General features: G+C 60.0%; 20 protein-coding genes and 2 pseudogenes. All 22 read left to right on the top strand.

The window, feature by feature from the left end; all coding sequences use genetic code 11:
- Window positions 1-66 precede the first annotated feature (66 nt).
- The 22 genes and pseudogenes from H8F21_RS16830 (at window position 67) to H8F21_RS16730 (ending at window position 19,429) form a co-directional block, all read left to right on the top strand.
- A complete protein-coding gene (locus H8F21_RS16830; protein ID WP_203585073.1) occupies window positions 67-552 on the top strand; it encodes a phage terminase small subunit P27 family in 486 nt (161 codons plus the stop codon).
- The gene (locus H8F21_RS16825; RefSeq protein WP_203585072.1) at window positions 552-2,279 is read left to right on the top strand and encodes a terminase large subunit; all 1,728 of its coding nucleotides are present in this window, start codon (window positions 552-554) and stop codon (window positions 2,277-2,279) included. Before H8F21_RS16830 ends, H8F21_RS16825 begins: the two co-directional genes overlap by 1 nt.
- Entirely contained in the window at window positions 2,276-2,485 is a 210-nt protein-coding gene (locus tag H8F21_RS16820; protein WP_203585071.1) for a hypothetical protein, read from the top strand. Before H8F21_RS16825 ends, H8F21_RS16820 begins: the two co-directional genes overlap by 4 nt.
- Complete coding sequence (locus tag H8F21_RS16815; protein WP_203585070.1) at window positions 2,485-3,696, top strand: phage portal protein; 1,212 nt, start codon at window positions 2,485-2,487, stop codon at window positions 3,694-3,696. Before H8F21_RS16820 ends, H8F21_RS16815 begins: the two co-directional genes overlap by 1 nt.
- Entirely contained in the window at window positions 3,674-4,327 is a 654-nt protein-coding gene (locus tag H8F21_RS16810) for an HK97 family phage prohead protease (RefSeq protein WP_194936569.1), read from the top strand. Before H8F21_RS16815 ends, H8F21_RS16810 begins: the two co-directional genes overlap by 23 nt.
- A 10-nt stretch (window positions 4,328-4,337) precedes the next feature.
- The gene (locus tag H8F21_RS16805) at window positions 4,338-5,540 is read left to right on the top strand and encodes a phage major capsid protein (protein WP_203585069.1); all 1,203 of its coding nucleotides are present in this window, start codon (window positions 4,338-4,340) and stop codon (window positions 5,538-5,540) included.
- A 40-nt stretch (window positions 5,541-5,580) separates the two neighbouring features.
- A complete protein-coding gene (locus tag H8F21_RS16800) occupies window positions 5,581-6,006 on the top strand; it encodes a HeH/LEM domain-containing protein (protein ID WP_203585068.1) in 426 nt (141 codons plus the stop codon).
- Window positions 5,999-6,316, top strand: coding sequence for a head-tail connector protein (locus H8F21_RS16795; RefSeq protein WP_203585067.1), 318 nt, complete (start codon window positions 5,999-6,001; stop codon window positions 6,314-6,316). The genes H8F21_RS16800 and H8F21_RS16795 overlap by 8 nt, the downstream gene beginning before the upstream one ends.
- Window positions 6,313-6,651, top strand: coding sequence for a phage head closure protein (locus tag H8F21_RS16790; RefSeq protein WP_203585115.1), 339 nt, complete (start codon window positions 6,313-6,315; stop codon window positions 6,649-6,651). Before H8F21_RS16795 ends, H8F21_RS16790 begins: the two co-directional genes overlap by 4 nt.
- Window positions 6,644-7,129 carry an HK97-gp10 family putative phage morphogenesis protein gene (locus H8F21_RS16785; RefSeq protein ID WP_203585066.1) on the top strand — a complete coding sequence of 162 codons (486 nt, stop codon included), beginning with the start codon at window positions 6,644-6,646 and terminating at the stop codon, window positions 7,127-7,129. The genes H8F21_RS16790 and H8F21_RS16785 overlap by 8 nt, the downstream gene beginning before the upstream one ends.
- Window positions 7,129-7,497, top strand: a complete 369-nt coding sequence (locus H8F21_RS16780; RefSeq protein WP_203585065.1) for a DUF3168 domain-containing protein — start codon at window positions 7,129-7,131, stop codon at window positions 7,495-7,497. Before H8F21_RS16785 ends, H8F21_RS16780 begins: the two co-directional genes overlap by 1 nt.
- Window positions 7,498-7,559: 62 nt before the next feature.
- Window positions 7,560-7,901 (top strand): annotated as a pseudogene (locus tag H8F21_RS29660) (phage tail tube protein); the annotation flags it as partial.
- Window positions 7,902-8,060: 159 nt separating this feature from the next.
- Window positions 8,061-8,288, top strand: a pseudogene (locus tag H8F21_RS30045) (phage tail tube protein); the annotation flags it as partial.
- A 9-nt stretch (window positions 8,289-8,297) separates the two neighbouring features.
- Window positions 8,298-8,723 carry a phage tail assembly chaperone family protein, TAC gene (locus H8F21_RS16770; RefSeq protein ID WP_203585063.1) on the top strand — a complete coding sequence of 142 codons (426 nt, stop codon included), beginning with the start codon at window positions 8,298-8,300 and terminating at the stop codon, window positions 8,721-8,723.
- Complete coding sequence (locus H8F21_RS16765) at window positions 8,720-8,932, top strand: phage tail assembly protein T (RefSeq protein ID WP_203585062.1); 213 nt, start codon at window positions 8,720-8,722, stop codon at window positions 8,930-8,932. Before H8F21_RS16770 ends, H8F21_RS16765 begins: the two co-directional genes overlap by 4 nt.
- 35 nt (window positions 8,933-8,967) lie before the next feature.
- Window positions 8,968-11,943, top strand: a complete 2,976-nt coding sequence (locus tag H8F21_RS16760; protein WP_203585061.1) for a phage tail tape measure protein — start codon at window positions 8,968-8,970, stop codon at window positions 11,941-11,943.
- 20 nt (window positions 11,944-11,963) lie between these two features.
- Entirely contained in the window at window positions 11,964-12,302 is a 339-nt protein-coding gene (locus H8F21_RS16755; protein WP_194936581.1) for a phage tail protein, read from the top strand.
- On the top strand, window positions 12,302-13,000 hold the full coding sequence (locus H8F21_RS16750) for a phage minor tail protein L (protein WP_203585060.1): 699 nt from the start codon (window positions 12,302-12,304) through the stop codon (window positions 12,998-13,000). Before H8F21_RS16755 ends, H8F21_RS16750 begins: the two co-directional genes overlap by 1 nt.
- Window positions 13,001-13,009: 9 nt before the next feature.
- Entirely contained in the window at window positions 13,010-13,780 is a 771-nt protein-coding gene (locus H8F21_RS16745) for a C40 family peptidase (protein WP_203585059.1), read from the top strand.
- Window positions 13,773-14,399 (top strand): tail assembly protein, encoded by a 627-nt coding sequence (locus H8F21_RS16740; protein ID WP_203585058.1) that lies wholly within the window; start codon window positions 13,773-13,775, stop codon window positions 14,397-14,399. The genes H8F21_RS16745 and H8F21_RS16740 overlap by 8 nt, the downstream gene beginning before the upstream one ends.
- A 9-nt stretch (window positions 14,400-14,408) precedes the next feature.
- The gene (locus H8F21_RS16735; RefSeq protein WP_203585057.1) at window positions 14,409-18,404 is read left to right on the top strand and encodes a TipJ family phage tail tip protein; all 3,996 of its coding nucleotides are present in this window, start codon (window positions 14,409-14,411) and stop codon (window positions 18,402-18,404) included.
- Entirely contained in the window at window positions 18,404-19,429 is a 1,026-nt protein-coding gene (locus H8F21_RS16730; protein WP_203585056.1) for a hypothetical protein, read from the top strand. Before H8F21_RS16735 ends, H8F21_RS16730 begins: the two co-directional genes overlap by 1 nt.
- Window positions 19,430-19,432 lie beyond the last annotated feature (3 nt).

The raw sequence follows: 19,432 nt of genomic DNA, 5'->3' as shown, positions 1-19,432 counted from the left end.
CGCTTCTAGACCGCGCCCTCAGTCGTTTTTTTACACCCGCGAAATTAAAAATTCAGGAGTTGCGCGATGGGAGGCACCGCCACGGTCGCCGGCCGTGGTCGCAAACCCAAGCCGACGGCCAAGAAACAGCTCGCCGGAAACCCCGGCAAGCGGGCCTTAAATACGGCTGAGCCCAAGTTTTCCCAGGTCACCGATATCGATCCGCCGGAGTGGTTGAGCGACCGAGCCGCCACGATGTGGAAGATGCTGGTGCCGGAATTGCTCCGCGAGCATGTTGTCGCCCTGACGGATCTGCACAACGTCGAAGCTTTCTGCACCGCCTATGACAAGTGGCGGATGGCTGAAGAGTCGGTTCAGCAGTTCGGTATCGTCGTCGAGTCGTCGCAAGGCAGCCCAATGAAGAACCCAGCGCTGACCGCAGCCAATGAGGCGATGCGCCAAATGGTTACCTTCGGTTCGATGCTCGGCCTCGACCCGGCCAGCCGGACCCGCATCATCGGCGGTAATAAGCAGAGATCCACCAACGAATTTGCAGCCCTACTGAGTTCCTAATGGCCAAGACCGCTCACCCCAACGTCGACAAGGCGATGGCTTGGGCAAGGTCCGTCCTGAAAGGGAAGTTTCCGGCCTGCCGTTACACTCACCAGGCTATTCAGCGGCACTTCGATGAAGTAGCGGCGAGTCGCTCCAAGTCGTTCCCGTACAAGTTCGACCCGAAGAAGGCGGAGAAGAAGCTCAAGCTTCAGCAGCTGCTCCCTCACACAAAAGGGGAATGGGCCTTTAAGCGACAGCTGATTACGCTGGAGCCCTGGCAGTTGTTTGGCCTGGCCTGCACCTTTGGCTGGGTCAGAAAAAAAGGCGTGTACCGTCGGTTCCGCGAGAGCTACTGGGAGGTGCCGCGGAAGAACGGTAAATCGGTAATCGCCGCGGGTGTTGGCATCAGCATGTTTGTTGCCGATGGCGAGTTCGGTGCCGAGGTTTACTCCGGCGCGACCACCGAGAAGCAGGCGTGGGAGGTGTTCCGCCCGGCCAGGCTTATGGTGAGTCGTTCGCCGATGCTGATAGAGGCGGCAGGCATAGAGGTCAACGCCTCGAACCTGAACATCCCTTCCAACGGCAGCCGCTTCGAGCCACTGATTGGCAACCCTGGTGATGGTGCTTCGCCATCCTGCGCGATCATCGACGAATTCCACGAGCACGACAGTTCGGCCCAGTACGACACCATGCTCACCGGCATGGGCGCCCGGCGGCAGCCGCTGATGTTCATCATCACCACCGCCGGGGCGAACATCGAGGGTCCTTGCTACGACAAGCGTCGCCAAGTTATCGAGATGCTCGAAGGCACTGTTCCAGACGATGAGCTGTTCGGTTACATCTGGACGCTGGACGAGGGGGATGACTGGACTGATCCGAAGAACTTGGCCAAGGCCAACCCTTGTATGGGGGTCTCGGTATTCCAAGAGTACTTGGAGAGCCAGTTGGCTCGAGCCATCCGCTCTGCGCGGTTCACCAACACCTTCAAGACCAAGCACCTCAATCTGTGGGTGAGCGCGAAGTCCGGCTTCTACAACATGGAAAGCTGGAAGGCCTGCGAAGACACCACGCTCACCCTGGAGCAGTTTGAGGGTCAGGAGTGGGTGGCCGGATTCGACTTGGCGCGCAAGCTGGATATGAACTCCCGGGCCCGTTTGTTCTGGCGGGTCATTGACGGCAAGACCCATTACTACAGCATCGCGCCGGCCTTCTGGGTTCCGGAAGACACGGCCTTCGACCCTGACAACAAACGCATGTCGGAGCGCTTTCAGGCCTGGATCAACTCCGGCCACCTTTGCACCACTGACGGGGCAGAGGTCGATTACCGAGAGATCCTTGAGGACACCAAAGAGGCGAATCATCACGCACCGATCCGAGAGGCGCCTATTGACCCCCACGGGGCAACCGGCCTCAGCCATGAGCTGGACGATGAAGGCTTCAACCCAGTCACCATCACCCAGAACTACACCAACATGTCGGACGGAATGAAGGAGTTGGAGGCCGCTATTGAGGCTGGCCGGTTCCACCATGACGGCAATCCGATCATGACCTGGTGTATCGGCAACGTGATTGGCAAGCACCTGCCGGGTAACGATGACGTAGTGCGCCCAATAAAGCAGGGCGAAGACAACAAAATCGATGGCGCAGTGGCGCTGATCATGGCGATCGGCCGGGTGCTGGCGAACGCCCACCCTGAAGACACCCTTTCTGACCATCTATCCAAACACGGAATCAGAACCCTATGACCCCTGAAAACGAGACGCCTCGTGATGACGAGGTGTCGGCCCTCGCGCGCCTGCGCGAAAGCTTGCCGGATTTGGTCGGCCTGGCCGGCTTCGGGCTGCTCGCGCGCGGTTTGTGGGTAGGCTTCGGTGAAGCCGTGTCGCTTTCTGTATGCGGGGTGATCCTGATGGGGCTCGCCGCTTACGCGATCATTCGAGGGGGCAGCTGATGCTTCGAGCACTCCTTGGGAGAAAGAGCAACCCACTGATTATCGACACGCCAGAAAAGCTGGCGCAGGCCCTCGGCACTGGCTACGAAACAACGTCCGGCCAGCGAGTTACTACCAACAGTGCTCTGCAGCAACTGGTGGTGTTCAACTGCGTTCGCGTGCTGGCCGAGTCGATTGGCATGTTGCCGTGCCGACTGATGAAGCAGACCGATAAAGTGCGCTTGCCGGCGACCAGCCATCGACTCTACCCGCTGCTGACTATGGCGCCGAACGGTTACATGACCGCCCAGGAGTTCTGGGAGATGCTGGTTGCTTGCCTGTGTTTGCGTGGCAACTTCTACGCCTACAAGGTTGAGGCTCTCGGCAATGTCGTTGAGCTTCTACCGCTCAACCCCGACATCGTCCAACCGAAGCTCAACGACGATTGGTCGGTTGAATACAAAGTCAATTTCAAGGCAGGCCCGCAGACGCTCACACAGAAAGAGATCTGGCACGTCCGGCTGTTCACGCTGGACGGTTTGAACGGCCTGAACCCTATCGCTTACGCGCGGCAAACTCTTGGCCTTGGCCAAGCAATGGATGCGCACGCCGGCAAGCTTTTCACGAACGGGGCTGTGACCAGCGGGGTTCTGCGTACTGAGCAGCAGCTGACTGACGAGGCCTTTGGCCGACTCAAGACCGAGTTCCAGGGCGAGCACATGGGTGTGGCGAACGCCTATAAGCCGATGATCTTGGAGATGGGGCTGGACTGGAAGCCGATTAGCCTGAATGCCCAGGACGCCCAGTTCATTGAGTCCAAGCGCATGACCGAAGCGCAGCTCTGCGGCCTCTTTCGTGTGCCACCGCACCTGGTTGCGAACATGGACAAGATGACGCTCAACAACGTTGAGCAGATGGGCATGAACTTCGTGAACTACTCACTGGTGCCGATCATCACGCGAATTGAGCACCGCATTCAGGTTGGCCTGCTCAATGAGAAGGACCGACTGACTCACTACGCCAAATTCAACGCCGGCGCCCTGATGCGCGGCGACCTAAATGGGCGCTACAACTCCTACGGCAAGGGTATCCAGTGGGGAATCCTGAGCCCCAATGATTGCCGCGAGCTGGAAGATGAGAACCCTCGAGAGGGCGGCGACATCTACCTGACCCCAATGAACATGACCACTAAACCAGAGGCTACCGACGATGCAGACAAAACAGCGCCTTGACCGGCCGCTGACCATCAAGTCGGTCAGTGAAACGGGCGAGTTCGAGGGTTATGGCTCGGTCTTCGGTGTCGAGGACAGCTACGGAGACGTGGTTGTCCGCGGAGCTTTCGAGGCGAGCCTGGCCAGATGGAAAGAGAAGGGCCGTCTCCCAGCAATGCTCTGGCAGCACAACATGAGCGAGCCGATCGGCATCTACACCGAGATGCGCGAGGATGATGTGGGGTTGTTCTTCAAGGGGCGCCTGCTCATCGAAGACGACCCGCTTGCCAAGCGTGCTCATGCGCACATGAAGGCAGGCAGCCTGACTGGCACATCCATTGGCTACATGCTTGATGACTACGAGTACGACAAGGAAAAGGGCGTCTGGATCCTGAAGCAGATCGACCTCTGGGAGCTCTCCCTGGTCACCTTCCCGGCCAACGACGAAGCCCGAATCACCGACGTGAAATCTCTGCTGGCGCGTGGTGAAACCCCGCCGCCCAGCAAAGTGGAGCGGGCCCTACGAGAGGTAGGGTTTTCCGGCTCCCAGGCCAAGGCCTTTATGGCTAAGGGCTACGGTGCAGTGTCACCGCGAGAGGCGGATGCCGACGAAGCACTTCAATCACTGAAATCCCTTTTGGACCGAATTTAAGGAGCCTCTCATGGCTGTTGAAAAGAAAGACATCGAAGACGTCGCTGAAGCCCTGGGCAAGAAGTTCGACGAGTTCAAGGAAAAAAACGACAAGCGCATCGACGGCCTGGAGGCCGAGAAAGGCAAGCTGTCGGGCCAGGTCGACACCCTGAACGAGAAGTTGACCGAGCTCGACGAGTTGAAGTCGGCGCTGGAAAAGGAACTGGCCGACCTGAAGCGTCCCGACGGCACCGGAACCAAGGCAGCCAGCGAGCACAAGACGGCGTTCATGCAGTTCGTCCGTAAGGGCATCGATACCGGCCTGGGCGACCTCCAGGCGAAAGCCTTGCAGATCGGTAACGATGCCGATGGCGGCTACGCGGTGCCGGAAGAACTGGACCGCAGCATTATTGAGCTGCTGAAAGACACTTCGCCGATGCGCCAGGTGTGCAACCAGATTACCGTCGGCTCGCCGGACTACAAGCGTCTGGTGAGCCTGGGCGGCGCTGGCTCCGGTTGGGTAGGTGAAACCGATGCTCGCCCGGCGACTGGCAACCCGACTCTCGGTCAGATCTCGGCGTTCATGGGTGAGATCTACGCCAACCCGCAGGCCACTCAGACCAGCCTTGACGACATCTTCTTCGATGCCGAGGGCTGGCTGAACAGCGAAGTCTCGCGTGAGTTCTCCGAGAAGGAGGGGAGCGCGTTCACCAGCGGCAACGGCGTGAACAAGCCGAAGGGTTACCTGGCCTACGAACTGGTCACTGACAGCGACAAAACCCGCGCGTTCGGTAAGCTGCAGAAGCTGATTTCTGGTACCGCCGGTGGCTTCACCGGTGACAACCTGATCGACCTGATCCACTCCCTGAAAGCGGGCTATCGCGCCAATGGTCGTTTCATGATGACCAACCTGACCCTGGCCTATGTGCGCAAACTGAAGGACAGCGAAGGCAACTACCTGTGGCGCCCAGGCCTGGAGCTGGGCCAACCATCGACGCTGCTGAGCTACGGCATCACCGAGAACGAAGACATGCCAGATGTCGCTGCTGATGCCAACGCGATCTCGTTCGGCGACTTCAAACGCGGCTACACCATCGTCGACCGCATCGGCACCCGCGTTCTGCGCGACCCCTACACCAACAAGCCTTTCGTAGGTTTCTACACCACCAAGCGCGTCGGCGGCATGCTCGTTGACTCCCAGGCAATCAAGGTCCTGGCTCTGAGCGCTGCCTAATCGGGTGGGCGCCTTCGGGCGCTCTCTCGCAGGAGGATTTATGCCGAGTATTTTTGTGAAGAAGCCTTTTCCGTTCGCGGTGGATGGAAACCAGGTGGTTGAGATCCAGGCAGGAGAGCAGGATGTTTCTGACCGCTGTGCACTGGTGGCGGTCGAGCACTTGGGCGTGGCGACCTACCTCGATCCCGATAAGGTGTCTGGGCTGCGCCTGGATGGCCCGACCATTGCCGAGTTTGTTGAGACCGGCTATCTAGCGTCGAATTACCCGCCTGAAGGATTTGCATCACGCAGCTCGCAGGAAGAGATCGACGCGGCGATCAAGGCACACAAGGACGCCGAGGAAGAAACTGATCCGCTCAAGATGACGGTGCCCAAGCTGAAGGAGTGGCTCACCGCCAAGGGTATCGACTTCGATCCGTCTGCGCTAAAGCCCGCCTTGCAGGCCTTGGTGCCGAGCAATGATTGACCTCGCTACCGTGAAGGCGCACCTGCGCGTTACTCACGATGCCGAGGACGATCTGATTCAGGGCTACACGGATGCAGCTCTGAGCACCTTCGAGCTCTGGACTAACCGTGAGCTTATCGAGGAGGGCAGTGTGCTGCCAGATCCAATCGGCAAGGCCATGGTCATCACCAAGCCCATCCGACAGGGCGCTCTTTTGCTGATTGGCCACTGGTACGCAAGTCGCGAGTCTGTGGTGATCGGAACAATCACTGCCGAGCTTCCCATGGCAACCAATGCCCTGTGGTCGCCATATCGTTGGGTGAATGTATGAGGGCGGGCGATCTGCGTCACCCGATTGAAATCCAGCACAAAGTCGCCATCCGCGACCCAGGGTCGGGCGAATTCGGCGAGCCATCCTGGCAGCCATTCGCTAGCACCTGGGCTGCCGTTGAGCCGCTCTCGGCGCGTGACCTTATTGCTGCCCAGGCGGCGCAATCAGAGGCGACGGCTCGTGTCGTCATCCGTTACCGGTCCGGCGTGCTGCCGACGATGCGTATCGTCCACCGCGGCGAGCTGTACAGCATCGAAGGCCCACCATTGGAGGACCCCAAGTCCGGGCGCGACTACTTGACCATCCTTGTCTCGATGGGGGTGAAGGATGGCTGAAACAGTCGAGTTCAGCCTATTGGGGCTGGATAGCCTGCTCGGCAAGATCCAGGCTGTGAAGTACGAAACAAAGCGCAAAGGCGGTCGGGCTGCACTTCGGCGCGCTGCTAACGTAGTCGCCGAAAAAGCCAAGCAAGGGGCTGAGCGTCTCGACAACAAAGAGACGGGCAGGGCGATATCCGACAACATTGCAGTACGTTGGAATGGCCGTCTATTCAAGCGCAGCGGAGACCTTGGGTTTCGGGTTGGCGTTCTGCATGGCGCGGTACTTGCCGACGGCGGTGACCTGAGCCCGAACGCGCCTACCCCGCACTGGCGGTTGCTTGAGTTCGGTACCGAGAAAATGCCCGCGGCTCCCTTCATGCGTCCGGCACTGGCTGACAACATCAGCGAGGTAACCGGCACGTTTATCACCGAGTACGAAAAGGCTATTGATCGCGCCATCAAGCGAGCTCTGAAGAAAGGGGAAACTGCCTGATGAGCGCTCCCATTTTCGAAATCTGCTCGAAGGACGCAGGCGTCGGTGCTCTGCTAGGAACCGGGGTAGATACCAGGCTCTATTCCTTCGGGGAAGCGCCTGATGGCGTGGTTAAGCCCTACGCGGTCTGGCAAGTCATCGCTGGCAGCCCAGAGAACTACCTTGCTGGGCGCCCTGATGTCGACGGCTTCACCCTGCAGGTCGACGTTTACGCAACAACGGGCACCACCGCCCGGCGTGTTCGCGATGCTTTGCGTGATGCGATCGAGCTTCACGCCTACATCACCCGCTGGGGTGTCGAAGGCCGTGACCCTACTACCAAGAACTATCGAGCCGGCTTTGATGCCGACTGGATAGTCCAGCGCTGACACCACCCCGACCAAGGCCCGCCCAGTGCGGGTTTTCTTTTGCCCGACATTTGGAGAACGCCATGTCGATTCTGTCCCAAGGGACCCAGATCTACGCTCTGGTGCCTGCCTCTGGTAACCCGTCGATCTTTGAAGTTATGGAGATCGAGTGCGCAACTGCATTCAGTCCTGGCGGCAACCCCGCCGACCAGATCGAGACCACCTGCCTCAGCGAGACAGTTCGCAGCTACATGCGAGGCCTGAGAACCCCTGGCCAGGCAACCCTCAGCCTGAACGCTGACCCGCGCAACGCTTCGCACGTTCGCCTGCACCAGCTCTCCGAAGACGATTCGATCGAAAGCATTCGCTGGGTTGTCGGTTGGTCAGACGGCAAGGGCATTGCCCCCACCGTGGGCACCTCGGGCTCGCTCGCGGCGATCAGCCTCGCCGACGGCGGCAGCGGCTACACCAGTGCGCCGGCAGTCGCTATCACGGGCGGTGGCGGTTCCGGGGCCGCTGCTACTGCAATCGTCTCCGGGGGCGAGGTGACCGGTTTCAACATCACCAACCCAGGCTCCGGCTACACCACGGCGCCGAACATTGCCCTGACTGGCGGTGGCGGTGCTGATGCCTCTGCCACCGCTGTGCTCGGTGATGGTGACGATTTCGTGTTGCCGCCCACTCGCACCTGGTTCGTCTTCGATGGCTATGTATCGGACTTCCCGTTCGACTTCGCCGCTAACACCGTGGTGACCACCGCCGCGACCATCCAGCGTTCGGGCGGCTCCGCCTGGATCCGCAAGACTGCGTAAGGACAGGCCATGAACCTCAGCATCCAGAGTCTCAAAGAAATGGGCGCCTTCACCGGCGCCCCGGTCAAAAAGACCGTCAAGTGGCAGCAGGGAGGCGAGGAGCTTCAGGGCGAGGTGTTTGTTCGCCCGCTGGGCTACCGCGCCGCTGTCAGCGACTTGATCGCGTCGGCGGGAATGCAGGACGGCATTGCCGGGCGGATCGCGGCCAGCATCTGCAACGAGGCAGGCGAGCCGGTCTTCACCGTGGCCGACATCACTGGCGATGCCGATCCGGAGCGCGGCTCCCTGGACCGTAACCTGACCACGGCGCTGCTCACCGCCATCGGTGAGGTGAACAATCTGGGAAAGACCCAGAGCTCAGCGACTTCGACGAAGTCTGGCACGAAATCGCCATCACGCTCTCCTGCACGATCGCGGAAGCCCAAGAGCGCTTGAGTCTTCCTGAGTTCCGCCGCTGGGTGGAGTACCGGCGTAAGCGCGGCTCGCTCAATTGGGGGCTGCGCATCGAGCGCGGGTGTGCACTGCTGGCAACGCTCTATGCCAACACCCACACAGACAAGGTCAAGTACAAGATCTTCGATTTCATGCCGCACGAGTCTGAGCCTGAAATGACTCTTGAAGAAGCGATGGCAAGCTGGGCTTGAGGCCGTCCATCAACATAGTAATGCTGGGGTAGCCCATGGCTTCAACACTCGGAACGCTCACGCTCGACCTCATCGCCAGGATTGGCGGATTCACTGGCCCGATGGACAAGGCCGAGGCAGCGGCCCGCAAGTCCGGCAAAGCTATCGCCGAGTCGGCTGACGTGGCGGCACTTGCTTGGGAGGCGCTGGGCGAAGTGGCAGCGGGGGCCTTGGCCGGGCTTTCTGTGGGTGCAATCTTCACCGTATTCATTGCCGAGACCCAAGCGGCAGAGAAGGAGCAGGCCCAGTTGGCGGCCGTGCTGCGCTCGACTGGCGAGGCCGCAGGCTTCAGTCGCGACCAGCTGAACGACATGGCCGATGCCATGGAGAAGGCGACCACCTTCTCCGGCGGGGACATCAACCAGGCCCAGACAGCGCTGCTTGCATTCACCGGCGTGGTTGGCAACCAGTTCACGCGCGCTTTGCAAGCATCAGCTGACATGGCTGCGCGAACCGGAATGACTGTTCAGCAGGCCTCCGAGACAATCGGGCGGGCTTTGGACGTGCCCTCTCAAGGCCTGAGCTCACTAACCAAGCAGGGCTTTCGATTCACCGAGGAACAGAAGAAACTTGCTCTGGCGTTTGAGTCCACCGGAGACGTGGCAGGCGCTCAAGGAATTATCCTCAATGCCTTGGAAGAGTCGTACAGCGGCGCTGCCGCAGCTGCGCGCGATACCTTTGGAGGGGCGCTCGATGGCCTGCGCAATACCGTCTCGGGACTGCTGACTGGCGAAGGCAGCCTCGATTCAGCCAAAGCTGCAATCGAAGGATTGAATGCAGTTTTGTCCGATCCGAAGGCAAAAGCGGCGCTCAATCTTACTGCTCAAGCGGCTGCCGCGCTGGCAGTAGTCCTGGCCACCAGGCTTGCCGCTAGCGTGCTGGGCACGTCTGCGGCGTTCGTGGCTGGGCAGATAGAGGTCGTTCGGTACCAGCTGGCGCTGGCGCGCATGGCAGGCATCGCGCCTGGCGCAGCCGCGGGTATTGTCAGTGTCGGCGTTGCCGCCCGTGGCGCATCGGCCGCCATGGCATTGCTGGGCGGACCTGCCGGGGTGGCGTTACTCGCAGCGAGCGCGCTCGCTTATTTTGCCCTCAGCGGCGATGATGCGGAGGAGTCGGCCGCGACCCTGAGCAACAAGGTTGATTTGCTCAGCCAGTCCTTTGACGGCTTTACACGCAACCAGGCCGCTGCCGCGCTTCAAGACATAAACAAGGACCTGCTTGACGCCCAGTTGCGGGCAATCGATGCCGAAAGCGCGGTCAATCAGTACCAGCGGCTGCTCCGCGAGCACCCAACCGACGCACGGCAACGCGAGTGGAATGAATCGCTGATTGCCGCCCAGGGTGAACTCGATACGGCCCGCCAAAAGGTTGAAGCCTTTGGCGACCAGATCAACATCCTGAACGGCATCCTCTCCGCTGCTCCAGTCGTGGAGCAGTCCAAGGCCTACCGGGACCTGGCGAAGACGCTCGACGAGCAGATCCTCCTGGCCGACAAGAAGACAAATGCCGACAAGCTGGCCGCGCGCATTGGCGCAGGCCTGGTAACCGGCCTTAAAGAGGGCGAGGGCGATTTACTCATCGCCAAGGCCAAAACCCTCGACGCGAGCGAGGCTGCTGCTGATGCAGAGAAGAAGCGGGGGGAGGCTGCGAAAAGCGCTGAGAAAGCTGCGGCGAGCGCTGAAGCCGCAACTCGCAAGCGGGGAGAGGATGCCGTTACCGATTATCGGCGGCAGATCGCGCTGATCAATACCAGTGCAGATGCCCGGAAGAAAGCGACGGAGGTCGCCAAGCTCCAGTTCGACATTGAGTCCGGCAAGCTAGTGGGAATCAACGCGAAGCAGCAGGAGCGGCTCAAAAGTCTTGCCGCCGAACTGGACGGTCTTCAACAGCTAAAACAGGCGAATGAGGAAAATTCCAAGGTTGCATCTTACGCCGCGACATTGGCTGCATCTAATGCCTCCGCCCGCTCCGCTTTTTCTATTGATCTTGCTGGCGCTGGGTTAGGTGAGAAAACCAGGGAACGCCTCCGCCAGAGCCTGCAAATTGAGCAGGAGTACAACGACAAGCTCGCCGATCTCCAGGCGCAGAGAAACGCTGGCGATATAAGCGAATCGCTGTTTCGCAAAGAGACAGCCTTGCTCAAAGCGTCGCTGGCCGAGCGACTCTCCGACCAGCAAAACTATTATTCCCAGTTGGATGAAGCGCAATTGGATTGGCTAGCAGGCGCAAGCGATGCGCTGCACAACTACATGGATCATGCGAAAGAGATCACCGGCCAAATGAGCAGCGCGTTTACCTCGCTATTCGACGGATTGACCGATGCGGCTGTTGATTGGGCATTTGGCGCCGATCAGAAATTCAGCGACGTGGCCGTTAGCTTCGGGAAAATGGTGGCAAAGATGGCAATGCAGGCGGCGGCTTCCAACGTGTTCTCCAGTATTTTCCCAAGCCTTGCCACTGCTGCTGCCGGATCGTATGCATCCTCAGCTGGCCCTGGCGGTTTCGACTACGGGTTGGGTGGCGCTTCATCAGGCATGACTTACAACCCTTCCGGGTTCTCGGATGGCGGGTACACCGGCCCGGGCGGAAAATTTGACCCAGCTGGGATCGTCCACGCCGGGGAGTTCGTGCTGCGCAAGGAAGTGGTGGGCCAGCCTGGTATGCGCGCATTCCTAGAGGGTCTGAACGCAAAAGGTTACGCGGATGGAGGCTTTGTACTCCCCGCTGGCAAGTCTTATCCGAGCGCTGCAATGCAAGCGGTAGGGCAAGTTCGGGGCGGCTCGTCGGTGACTATCCAGCAGGATATATCGGTTGACGGGTCGGGCGGGCAAGGTGGCTCCGCCTCTAGCGATATGAGTGCAGTAGCTCAGGCCTATGCGAAAGCAGCGAAGGACGGTGCGCAGCAGGAGATCGCCAAGCAACTTCAACGTGGCGGCATGATCTGGAGTGCCATCAATCGACCCGTCCGCTGAAACAATGACAGAGCGAAATCATGGCAGACACTTTTCACTGGTGCCCGTACATCGAGCCGACGGGCACTGGGACCTTCCGCGTTCGCAGCGCGCAGTTCGGCAACGGCTACCGACAGGTCGCTGGGGACGGCATCAATAATGAAGTGCAGAGTTGGCCGCTCACCTTCCGCGGGCGAGAGGCCTATGTTCAGCAGATCCTGAGCTTTCTCCGGGGCCGCAAGGGATTCATCCCCTTTGTCTGGACCCCGCCGCTTGGCTCGGCATCGCTGTTCACCTGCGCAACCTGGGGCGTCACCCCGCACGGCGCCGGGATATTCACCCTGACCGCGACATTCGAACAATATTTTGGGGCAGCCTGATGGCCGAGAGCATTTACGAGGATATCCAGAAGCTCGCACCGGGTCAGTACGTCGAGTTGTTCGAGTTGGACCTCAGCGCCTTGGGCGGCGATGTCTATTACTTCCACGGCTATACCCAGGTTGGGCCTGTCTTGTGGCAGGGTAAGGAGTACTCTCCCTGGCCGATCAAGGTGGAGGGGATGGGCATGACAGGCGAGGGTCAGCAGAACAGTCCGACGCTGTCAGTTGGCAACGTGTCAGGCCTGCTCACCGCGCTCTGCCGGATCTACGACGACTTGGTAGACGGCAAAGTCGTTCGTCACCGGACGCTGGGGCGCTTCCTCGACGCGGCGAACTTCCCAGGCGGCAACCCAGAGGCCGACCCACAAGAGCACTTTGCAGACGATACCTACACCATCGACCAGAAGCAGTCGGCAGACGATGAACTGGTCGTCTTCGTGCTGAAGTCTCCCCTGATCGCATCAGATCGGAAGCTCCCTGGCCGGCAGATCGTCGCCAACTGCTGCCAGTGGCTGACGATTGGCGGGTACCGCGGCGTCTACTGCGGGTACACCGGCTCAAACTACGCCACCGACAAGGATGCTCCGACCGACGATCCAGATCGCGACATGTGCTCTGGCACGCTTACCGGCTGCAAGCTGCGCTTCGGCGCAAACAATCCGCTGCGCTACGGCAGCTTCCCCTCCGCAGGCAACTGAGGTTTCTCAATGAAGGTTTCGCAGGGCGTCATCGACGCCATGTACGCACATGCCCGCGAAAAAGCCCCTGAGGAGTGCTGCGGCTTGCTGATCAGGGTTGGCCGAAAGTTGCTCTACCTTCCAGTTCCCAACGCCGCAGCGAGCCCGCAGGAGGGGTTTCGTATTGCTGCTGAAGACTGGGCAGGCGCGGAAGACCAAGGTGCAGTGATTGCGGTGGTACACAGTCACCCCGGGCAGTCAGCGCGCCTCAGCGCGGCAGACCGCACCGCTATGGAAGCGACTGCGCTCCCATGGGTAATTATCGAGGTTCGCGACGGGCAGCCAGTGACCCATCTGGTGCATGAGCCTACGGGCTACCAGGCGCCACTCGTGGGCCGACCGTTCCACCATGGGGTTTTGGATTGCTACACGCTGGTTCGGGACTACTACCAGCGCGAGTTAGGCATCACGTTACCTAACTTCGAGCGCGCGGACGGCTGGTGGGAGAAAGGCCAAGACCTCTACGTCGATAACTTCGAAGGGGCAGGCTTTTATCCAGTTGACCCCGCCGACCTTCACCAAGGTGACCTAATCGTCATGCAGGTGCGGTCCGAGAAGGCGAACCATGCCGGCATCTACCTTGCCGATGGTTGCCTCAAAACTGAGCCCAGCCACTACCCGGTTCCGGGCGGCATTCTCCACCACCTCTACGGGCGTGATTCGAAGCGCGACGTCTTTGGCGGTTTCTGGCGCGAGGCGGCGCGGTTCTACATGCGGCACAAGGAGTCCCCCTATGGCTGAGCGCATTCGTGTGATCCGCCTTTACGGCGAACTGGGTCGCCTGTTTGGTCGCGCGCATCACTTGGCGGTGCAGTCCTCAGCTGAGGCGGTGAAGGCCCTGGGCGTTCTGCTCCCGGGCTTCAGCCAGTATCTATCCGAGTCGAAAGACCGAGGCCTCGGCTTCGCTGTGTTCTACGGCAAGCGGAACATAGGCAAGGATGAGCTTGGCCATCCGTCTGGTGCGGGTGATATCCGCATTGCTCCTGTCGTTCAGGGGCGGAAAAGTGGGGGAGGACTGCAGGTGATCTTGGGTGTAGCACTCATCGCTGCGGCTAGCTTTTTCAGTGGCGGCTTGCTTGCTCCGGCGGGTGCGTCTGCGCTGTTCGGCACCGCCTCGGCGGGCTGGGCGACGGCGGGGATGATTGGCATATCACTCGCCGTTGGTGGTGTCGCGCAAATGGTCACAGGCAGCCAGGCCAAGATCGACAGCAGCGAAGCTGCCGACAACCGCCCTAGCTACAACTTCTCCGGTATCAAAAACACCATCACTCAGGGCAACCCGGTCCCTCTCTGCTACGGCGAGATGACGACAGGGTCTGCTCAGCTTTCTCTTGGCATTCGCGCCGAAGACCAGCAATAGAGGCACTCCATGACTGACATGTCTATCTTGGGCTCCAAAGGTGGGTCCAAGCCGCACGCGCCTGTAGAAAGCCCAGACAGTCTGATCAACACCAGCTACGCGAACATTCTCGACGGGCTGAGCGAGGGGCCCATCGTCGGACTGGTCAATGGGGCGCAGTCTATTTACCTGGATAAAACGCCGCTGGCCAACAGCGACGGCAGCATGAACTTCACTGGCGTGAGCTGGGAGCAGCGCACGGGCGAACACGACCAGGATCACATTGCAGGCTTTCCAGCAGTGGAGTCGCAAACTTCGGTTGGTGTTGAATTGAAGGCCAGCGATCCATGGGTGCAGTCGTTCAGCAATATCGAGCTTTCTGCTGTACGGATCCAGCTTGCCGTAGGATCCCTGGTTAGAACCGAGAGCGACGGCAATATGGTTGGCTATACCGTTAACTACGAGATCGATCTGTCTACGGATGACGGCGACTATAAAACGGTTCTCAAGGCGGCGTTCAGCGGAAAAACGACCACCGGATATCAGCGTTCGCACCGGATCGATTTCCCCAAGGCAACCGCTGGCTGGCGTATCCGGGTTCGTCGGACTACCGCAGATTCCGAAGATTCGCGCATCCAAGCCACCACATCGATCGGCACCTACACGGAAGTCATCGACGCCAAGTTGCAGTATCCCTACACCGCACTGTGCGGTCTGAAGATCGATGCGAGCCAGTTTTCGGCAGTACCCGAACGTGCGTACCGAATTCGTGGTCGCATCATCCAGGTGCCGAGCAACTACGACGCGGCCACCCGCACCTACACCGGGTCGTGGGATGGAACCTTCAAACTTGCTTGGACCGACTGCCCGCCGTGGATCTGGCGCGATATCGTTCTGAACGATCGTTACGGCCTGGGTCGATTCATAGACGCGAGCCAGGTGGACAAGTGGGGCCTGTACCAGATTGCGCAGTACTGCGATCTTCTAGTGCCCAATGGGAAAGGCGGTCAAGAGCCGCGCTTCACCTGCAACGTCTACCTTCAGTCGCGGGCCGACGCATTGAATGTCCTTCAGGACTTGGGCAGCGTCTTCCGTGGCATGAGCTACTACGCAGGCAGCGAGGTTGCGTGTGCGGCAGATATGCCTGGTGACCCGGTCTACACCTACACCAATGCCAACGTGATCGATGGCAAGTTCAATCGCCCTGGTTCGAGCGGTTCTACTCGCTTTAGCGTGGCGAAGGTCGCTTGGAGCGATCGGGAAAACTTCGGCAACCAGCGCGTCGAATATGTGCAGGACCAGACCGCGATCGGTCGGTACGGCATTCGCGAAACAGAGATCACTGCTTTCGGCTGTGTATCCCAAGGCCAAGCGCAACGCGCCGGCAAGTACATCCTTCTGACCAACAGGTTGGAAACCGGCACTATCAACTTCAGCGTGGGCCTGGATGGCACCATCTGCCGGCCAGGCGACATCATCCGCGTAGCTGACGAAAACTTCGCCGGATTACCTATTGGGGGGCGCCTCAAGGCCGCAACCACTACTACCGTTACGCTCGACAACGATGTAACGGCCTCTGCTGGCGATACCCTGGTGGTCATCCTGCCAAAGGGCGTGGCGGAGACGCGGATCATCCGCTCCATTGTTGGGCGGCTGGTCACCGTAACTCAGTCGTTCTCCAAGGTGCCGGTCAAGGAATCGATCTACACAATTGAGACTGCTGAACTTGTAGCTGAGACCTACCGGGTACTGACCGTTAATGAGAATTTCGGCGACGACAAGCTGCAGTACGACATCGTCGCTGTTGAGCGCAATGCGAGTAAGTTTGAGGCGATCGACAATGGCGCGCAAATCGTTACCCCCCCGACCAGTGTGCTCCCTGGCGCTGTCCAGGCCCCGCCTACCAATGTGGTGTTGAGCACCTTCGACACCGTCAGCCAGGGCATGAACATTGCCACGATGCGCATAACCTGGGATGCCCCGCGGAGGGCCCAGCGCTATAACGCGTGGTGGAAGCGCGACGATGGCGATTGGGTATACGCAGGTGTCACGTACACCGCATCAGTTGAGGTGAAAGGCATCTACTCAGGCGTCTACACCGCGCGCGTTTCTGCTGTTGGGGTAGCAGACAGCAGCTCGCTATGGGCTTACTCGGAGCCGACGCAACTCTACGGCAAGACAGGGGAGCCGCCAGCCCTGGCCAGTTTCAGCGCTGCCACTGAGCTGTTCGGCATCCGCTTGAATTGGGCATTCCCTCAAGGCTCTGCTGACACGTTCTATACCGAGATCCAGGAGTCCTTGGTAGCAACCGGCGATGATCCGGCGCAGCTGTCGATGGTGGCTTACCCGGCAAGGACTTATCTGAAGAGCGGCATGGCTGCGGGTGTCACCCGGTTCTTCCGGGCGCGGTTGGCGGATCGCACCGGGAATACTGGGCCATGGACCACGTGGGTGTTCGGCCAGTCCGGCGCCGACGCTGGTCCGATCCTTGATCTCATCAGCGGCCAGATCACTGAGAGCGAACTTGGCCAAGAGCTGCTGAAGGAAATCGAAAAGATCTCAGGCGACTTCCCTGGCTCGGTGAATGATCGGATCGACTCGGCCAAGCAGGAACTGGAGGGACTGATCACTGAGCTGACTGACCCGCTGGAGTATGTGCCGACCAATGCCTATCTGAAGAATGATGCCGTTCGTCACGGGCAGCGTCTGTACATGGCTATCGCGCCAGTTCCGGCCGCCGCCGACGGTAGCAATGCGCCGCCGAACCCGACGTACTGGGTGGATATCGGCAGCATTGCCGAGGCTTCTAACGCCCTGGCCAGTACCGTGGCGAAGAACACCAGCGACATCACGGAAATCGAAGGCCAGGTCACGGCTCAGGCTTCAGCGCTGCAGGCAGTCCAGTCTTCCTACCGCGACGACAACGGCGAGGGTGACCTTGCTGACGCTCTGCGCGGCTGGGACACCACGGCCAAAGTGGCAGAAGAAAGTCGCACCCGGGCTACCCAGAACGAGGCGATGGCCACTCGCGTCACTGAGGTCGAGGCGACTGTCGGCAAGAACGCCGCCGGCATCAGTAGCCTGGAAAAGACTGTAGCCACCAACGAAAGCGCTACAGCCAGCCGGTTTGCCGATGTGGCCACCAAGGTGGGCGAGAACTCGGCCAATATCTCGCAGCTCGATCAGGCCGTTACGGATAACGAGTCTTCGACGGCTTCACGACTGCAGGAGGTCAACTCCCGTGTTGACGATGCCGAGACCGCGATCAGCGACGAGGCGCGCACCCGGGCGGATGGAGATGAAGCCCTGGGTGAGCGCATTGGCTACATGGAGGCGTCCCTCGTCTCGCCGCAGGGAGAGCGGGACGATAACGGCGAGGGCGATCTGGCCGGTGCCCTGAAGTCCTGGGAGAGCACAGCCAAGATCGCTGAAGAGTCGAAGGTGCGGGCAACTGCTATTGAGGCTCAGGCGCGCAAGTCCGAGACGCTCGAGGCTTCATTCAACAGCTCTCTGGACAAGACCAACGGCGAAATTCAGAAGACCAACGCATCGGTTCAGACCACCAGCCAGGCGCTGGCCGCGCTGGACGGCAAAGCCAGCACCATGTGGTCGGTGAAGATGCAGGTCAACTCCCAGGGGCAGTACGTTGCTGCCGGAATCGGCCTGGGCATCGAGAACGGCCCGGCTGGATTGCAGAGCCAGTTCCTGGTCAGCGCAGATCGGTTCGCGGTGGTCAACGGGGTCAACGGTACGCTGTCTTCACCGTTTGTGGTTCAGGGCGGCCAGGTCTTTATCAACCAGGCGTTTATCAATACCGCGTTCATCCAGCAGATCATCCTGGGCATGACTCTACGTTCGCAGGCGGTCGATTCAGCGGGGAGGCCGCTCATTGAGCTCAACATGGTCTCCGGATCGTTCACTGTACGTGGCCAGGATGCCGACGGCTCGACGCTGCTCAACAACCGCGGCGTTTACGTATACGACGCGAGCAGCGTAGAGCGGGGCGCACTGGGGAGGTTGACCTGATGGCCGCGCAACATGGACTCAGGACCAAGGACGCGTCCGGGGTCGTCACACTTGATACGACTACTGTCTCGATTCGCTCAATCAAGATGGTCACGGTAACGGGCAACGGCGCCTGGGATCAGTACTTCAGCATTCCGGAGATAACGGCAGGTTCGTTTGTTGTCATGGCTACGTCCGCGACGGGGCAGTATGCGAACACTCCGGATGCCTGGTGGACGCCTGGTCAGCTGCATCTGCGGCGGGCTGGTACCGGCACATGGCAGGTGCTGATCATGTCCTACGGCGGCAGCCACCCGGCTGGCGTGCGCTATGGCATCAGGACGCGGAACAACGACCTGGTGACGCAGATCGATAACGAGAACAGGGTGCTGACGGTTTCCAGCAGTGGCTCATTCTTTCTCGGTCGCCGCGGCCCGGGCGACTATGTGATGAGTCAGAACATCACTTTCCCGGCCAAGGTCACGTCACAAGAAAAGCCGCTCATCTTCCTGAACGCCGCTGACTTCATGATGGTGTCTGGCTTCTACGTGCTGGGCAGCCCAGGCAACTGGACGGGGTTTCACCTCGACTTCTGGGCGGGTTACAACGCCAACGCTGCATTCACGGTGAAGTGGATGTGTGGTGACTTCAGTCGCCTGATCAGCGCGACGGGATATGGTGCCAGGGTCAAGGACGAACAAGGGCGGGTCATCTTCAGCACCACCGAGAACATCATCCTACTGAACGGGCCGCCGACTTCGAACGGATTTACGGTCAGGGGCAATCCCATCACAACGACAACAGAGTATTACGGCAGCTTTCAAATGAACTGGACCGGCAGCAGCGCTGACTATGTGCTGGCCAATTCACTGATGAACGACGCTTATTACCCGAACGGGGCGACGCCTTACTACCAATCTCCCGCAGGCTTCTTGCCCGGCAGGCGCGATGTGCTGCAGGCCTATTCCGGCGCAGACAACCAGACACAGCCAAGCGGCGTAAACGGCCGGACAGTGTTCGCTGGTCGCCCGATGCGTCCACTTTAATCA

The sequence above is a fragment of the Pseudomonas arcuscaelestis genome (genome assembly GCF_016881005.1).
Lineage (GTDB): Bacteria > Pseudomonadota > Gammaproteobacteria > Pseudomonadales > Pseudomonadaceae > Aquipseudomonas > Aquipseudomonas arcuscaelestis.
Note: the sequence above shows the minus strand (reverse complement) of the source record. Positions and strands in the feature narration are given on the sequence as shown.

What these genes read in the sequence shown, in the direction of transcription:
- H8F21_RS16830 (WP_203585073.1), top strand. Translation starts at nt 67, where the DNA reads ATGGGAGGCACCGCCACGGTCGCCGGCCGTGGTCGCAAACCCAAGCCG.
- H8F21_RS16825 (WP_203585072.1), top strand. Translation starts at nt 552, where the DNA reads ATGGCCAAGACCGCTCACCCCAACGTCGACAAGGCGATGGCTTGGGCA.
- H8F21_RS16820 (WP_203585071.1), top strand. Translation starts at nt 2,276, where the DNA reads ATGACCCCTGAAAACGAGACGCCTCGTGATGACGAGGTGTCGGCCCTC.
- H8F21_RS16815 (WP_203585070.1), top strand. Translation starts at nt 2,485, where the DNA reads ATGCTTCGAGCACTCCTTGGGAGAAAGAGCAACCCACTGATTATCGAC.
- H8F21_RS16810 (WP_194936569.1), top strand. Translation starts at nt 3,674, where the DNA reads ATGCAGACAAAACAGCGCCTTGACCGGCCGCTGACCATCAAGTCGGTC.
- H8F21_RS16805 (WP_203585069.1), top strand. Translation starts at nt 4,338, where the DNA reads ATGGCTGTTGAAAAGAAAGACATCGAAGACGTCGCTGAAGCCCTGGGC.
- H8F21_RS16800 (WP_203585068.1), top strand. Translation starts at nt 5,581, where the DNA reads ATGCCGAGTATTTTTGTGAAGAAGCCTTTTCCGTTCGCGGTGGATGGA.
- H8F21_RS16795 (WP_203585067.1), top strand. Translation starts at nt 5,999, where the DNA reads ATGATTGACCTCGCTACCGTGAAGGCGCACCTGCGCGTTACTCACGAT.
- H8F21_RS16790 (WP_203585115.1), top strand. Translation starts at nt 6,313, where the DNA reads ATGAGGGCGGGCGATCTGCGTCACCCGATTGAAATCCAGCACAAAGTC.
- H8F21_RS16785 (WP_203585066.1), top strand. Translation starts at nt 6,644, where the DNA reads ATGGCTGAAACAGTCGAGTTCAGCCTATTGGGGCTGGATAGCCTGCTC.
- H8F21_RS16780 (WP_203585065.1), top strand. Translation starts at nt 7,129, where the DNA reads ATGAGCGCTCCCATTTTCGAAATCTGCTCGAAGGACGCAGGCGTCGGT.
- H8F21_RS16770 (WP_203585063.1), top strand. Translation starts at nt 8,298, where the DNA reads ATGAACCTCAGCATCCAGAGTCTCAAAGAAATGGGCGCCTTCACCGGC.
- H8F21_RS16760 (WP_203585061.1), top strand. Translation starts at nt 8,968, where the DNA reads ATGGCTTCAACACTCGGAACGCTCACGCTCGACCTCATCGCCAGGATT.
- H8F21_RS16755 (WP_194936581.1), top strand. Translation starts at nt 11,964, where the DNA reads ATGGCAGACACTTTTCACTGGTGCCCGTACATCGAGCCGACGGGCACT.
- H8F21_RS16750 (WP_203585060.1), top strand. Translation starts at nt 12,302, where the DNA reads ATGGCCGAGAGCATTTACGAGGATATCCAGAAGCTCGCACCGGGTCAG.
- H8F21_RS16745 (WP_203585059.1), top strand. Translation starts at nt 13,010, where the DNA reads ATGAAGGTTTCGCAGGGCGTCATCGACGCCATGTACGCACATGCCCGC.
- H8F21_RS16740 (WP_203585058.1), top strand. Translation starts at nt 13,773, where the DNA reads ATGGCTGAGCGCATTCGTGTGATCCGCCTTTACGGCGAACTGGGTCGC.
- H8F21_RS16735 (WP_203585057.1), top strand. Translation starts at nt 14,409, where the DNA reads ATGACTGACATGTCTATCTTGGGCTCCAAAGGTGGGTCCAAGCCGCAC.
- H8F21_RS16730 (WP_203585056.1), top strand. Translation starts at nt 18,404, where the DNA reads ATGGCCGCGCAACATGGACTCAGGACCAAGGACGCGTCCGGGGTCGTC.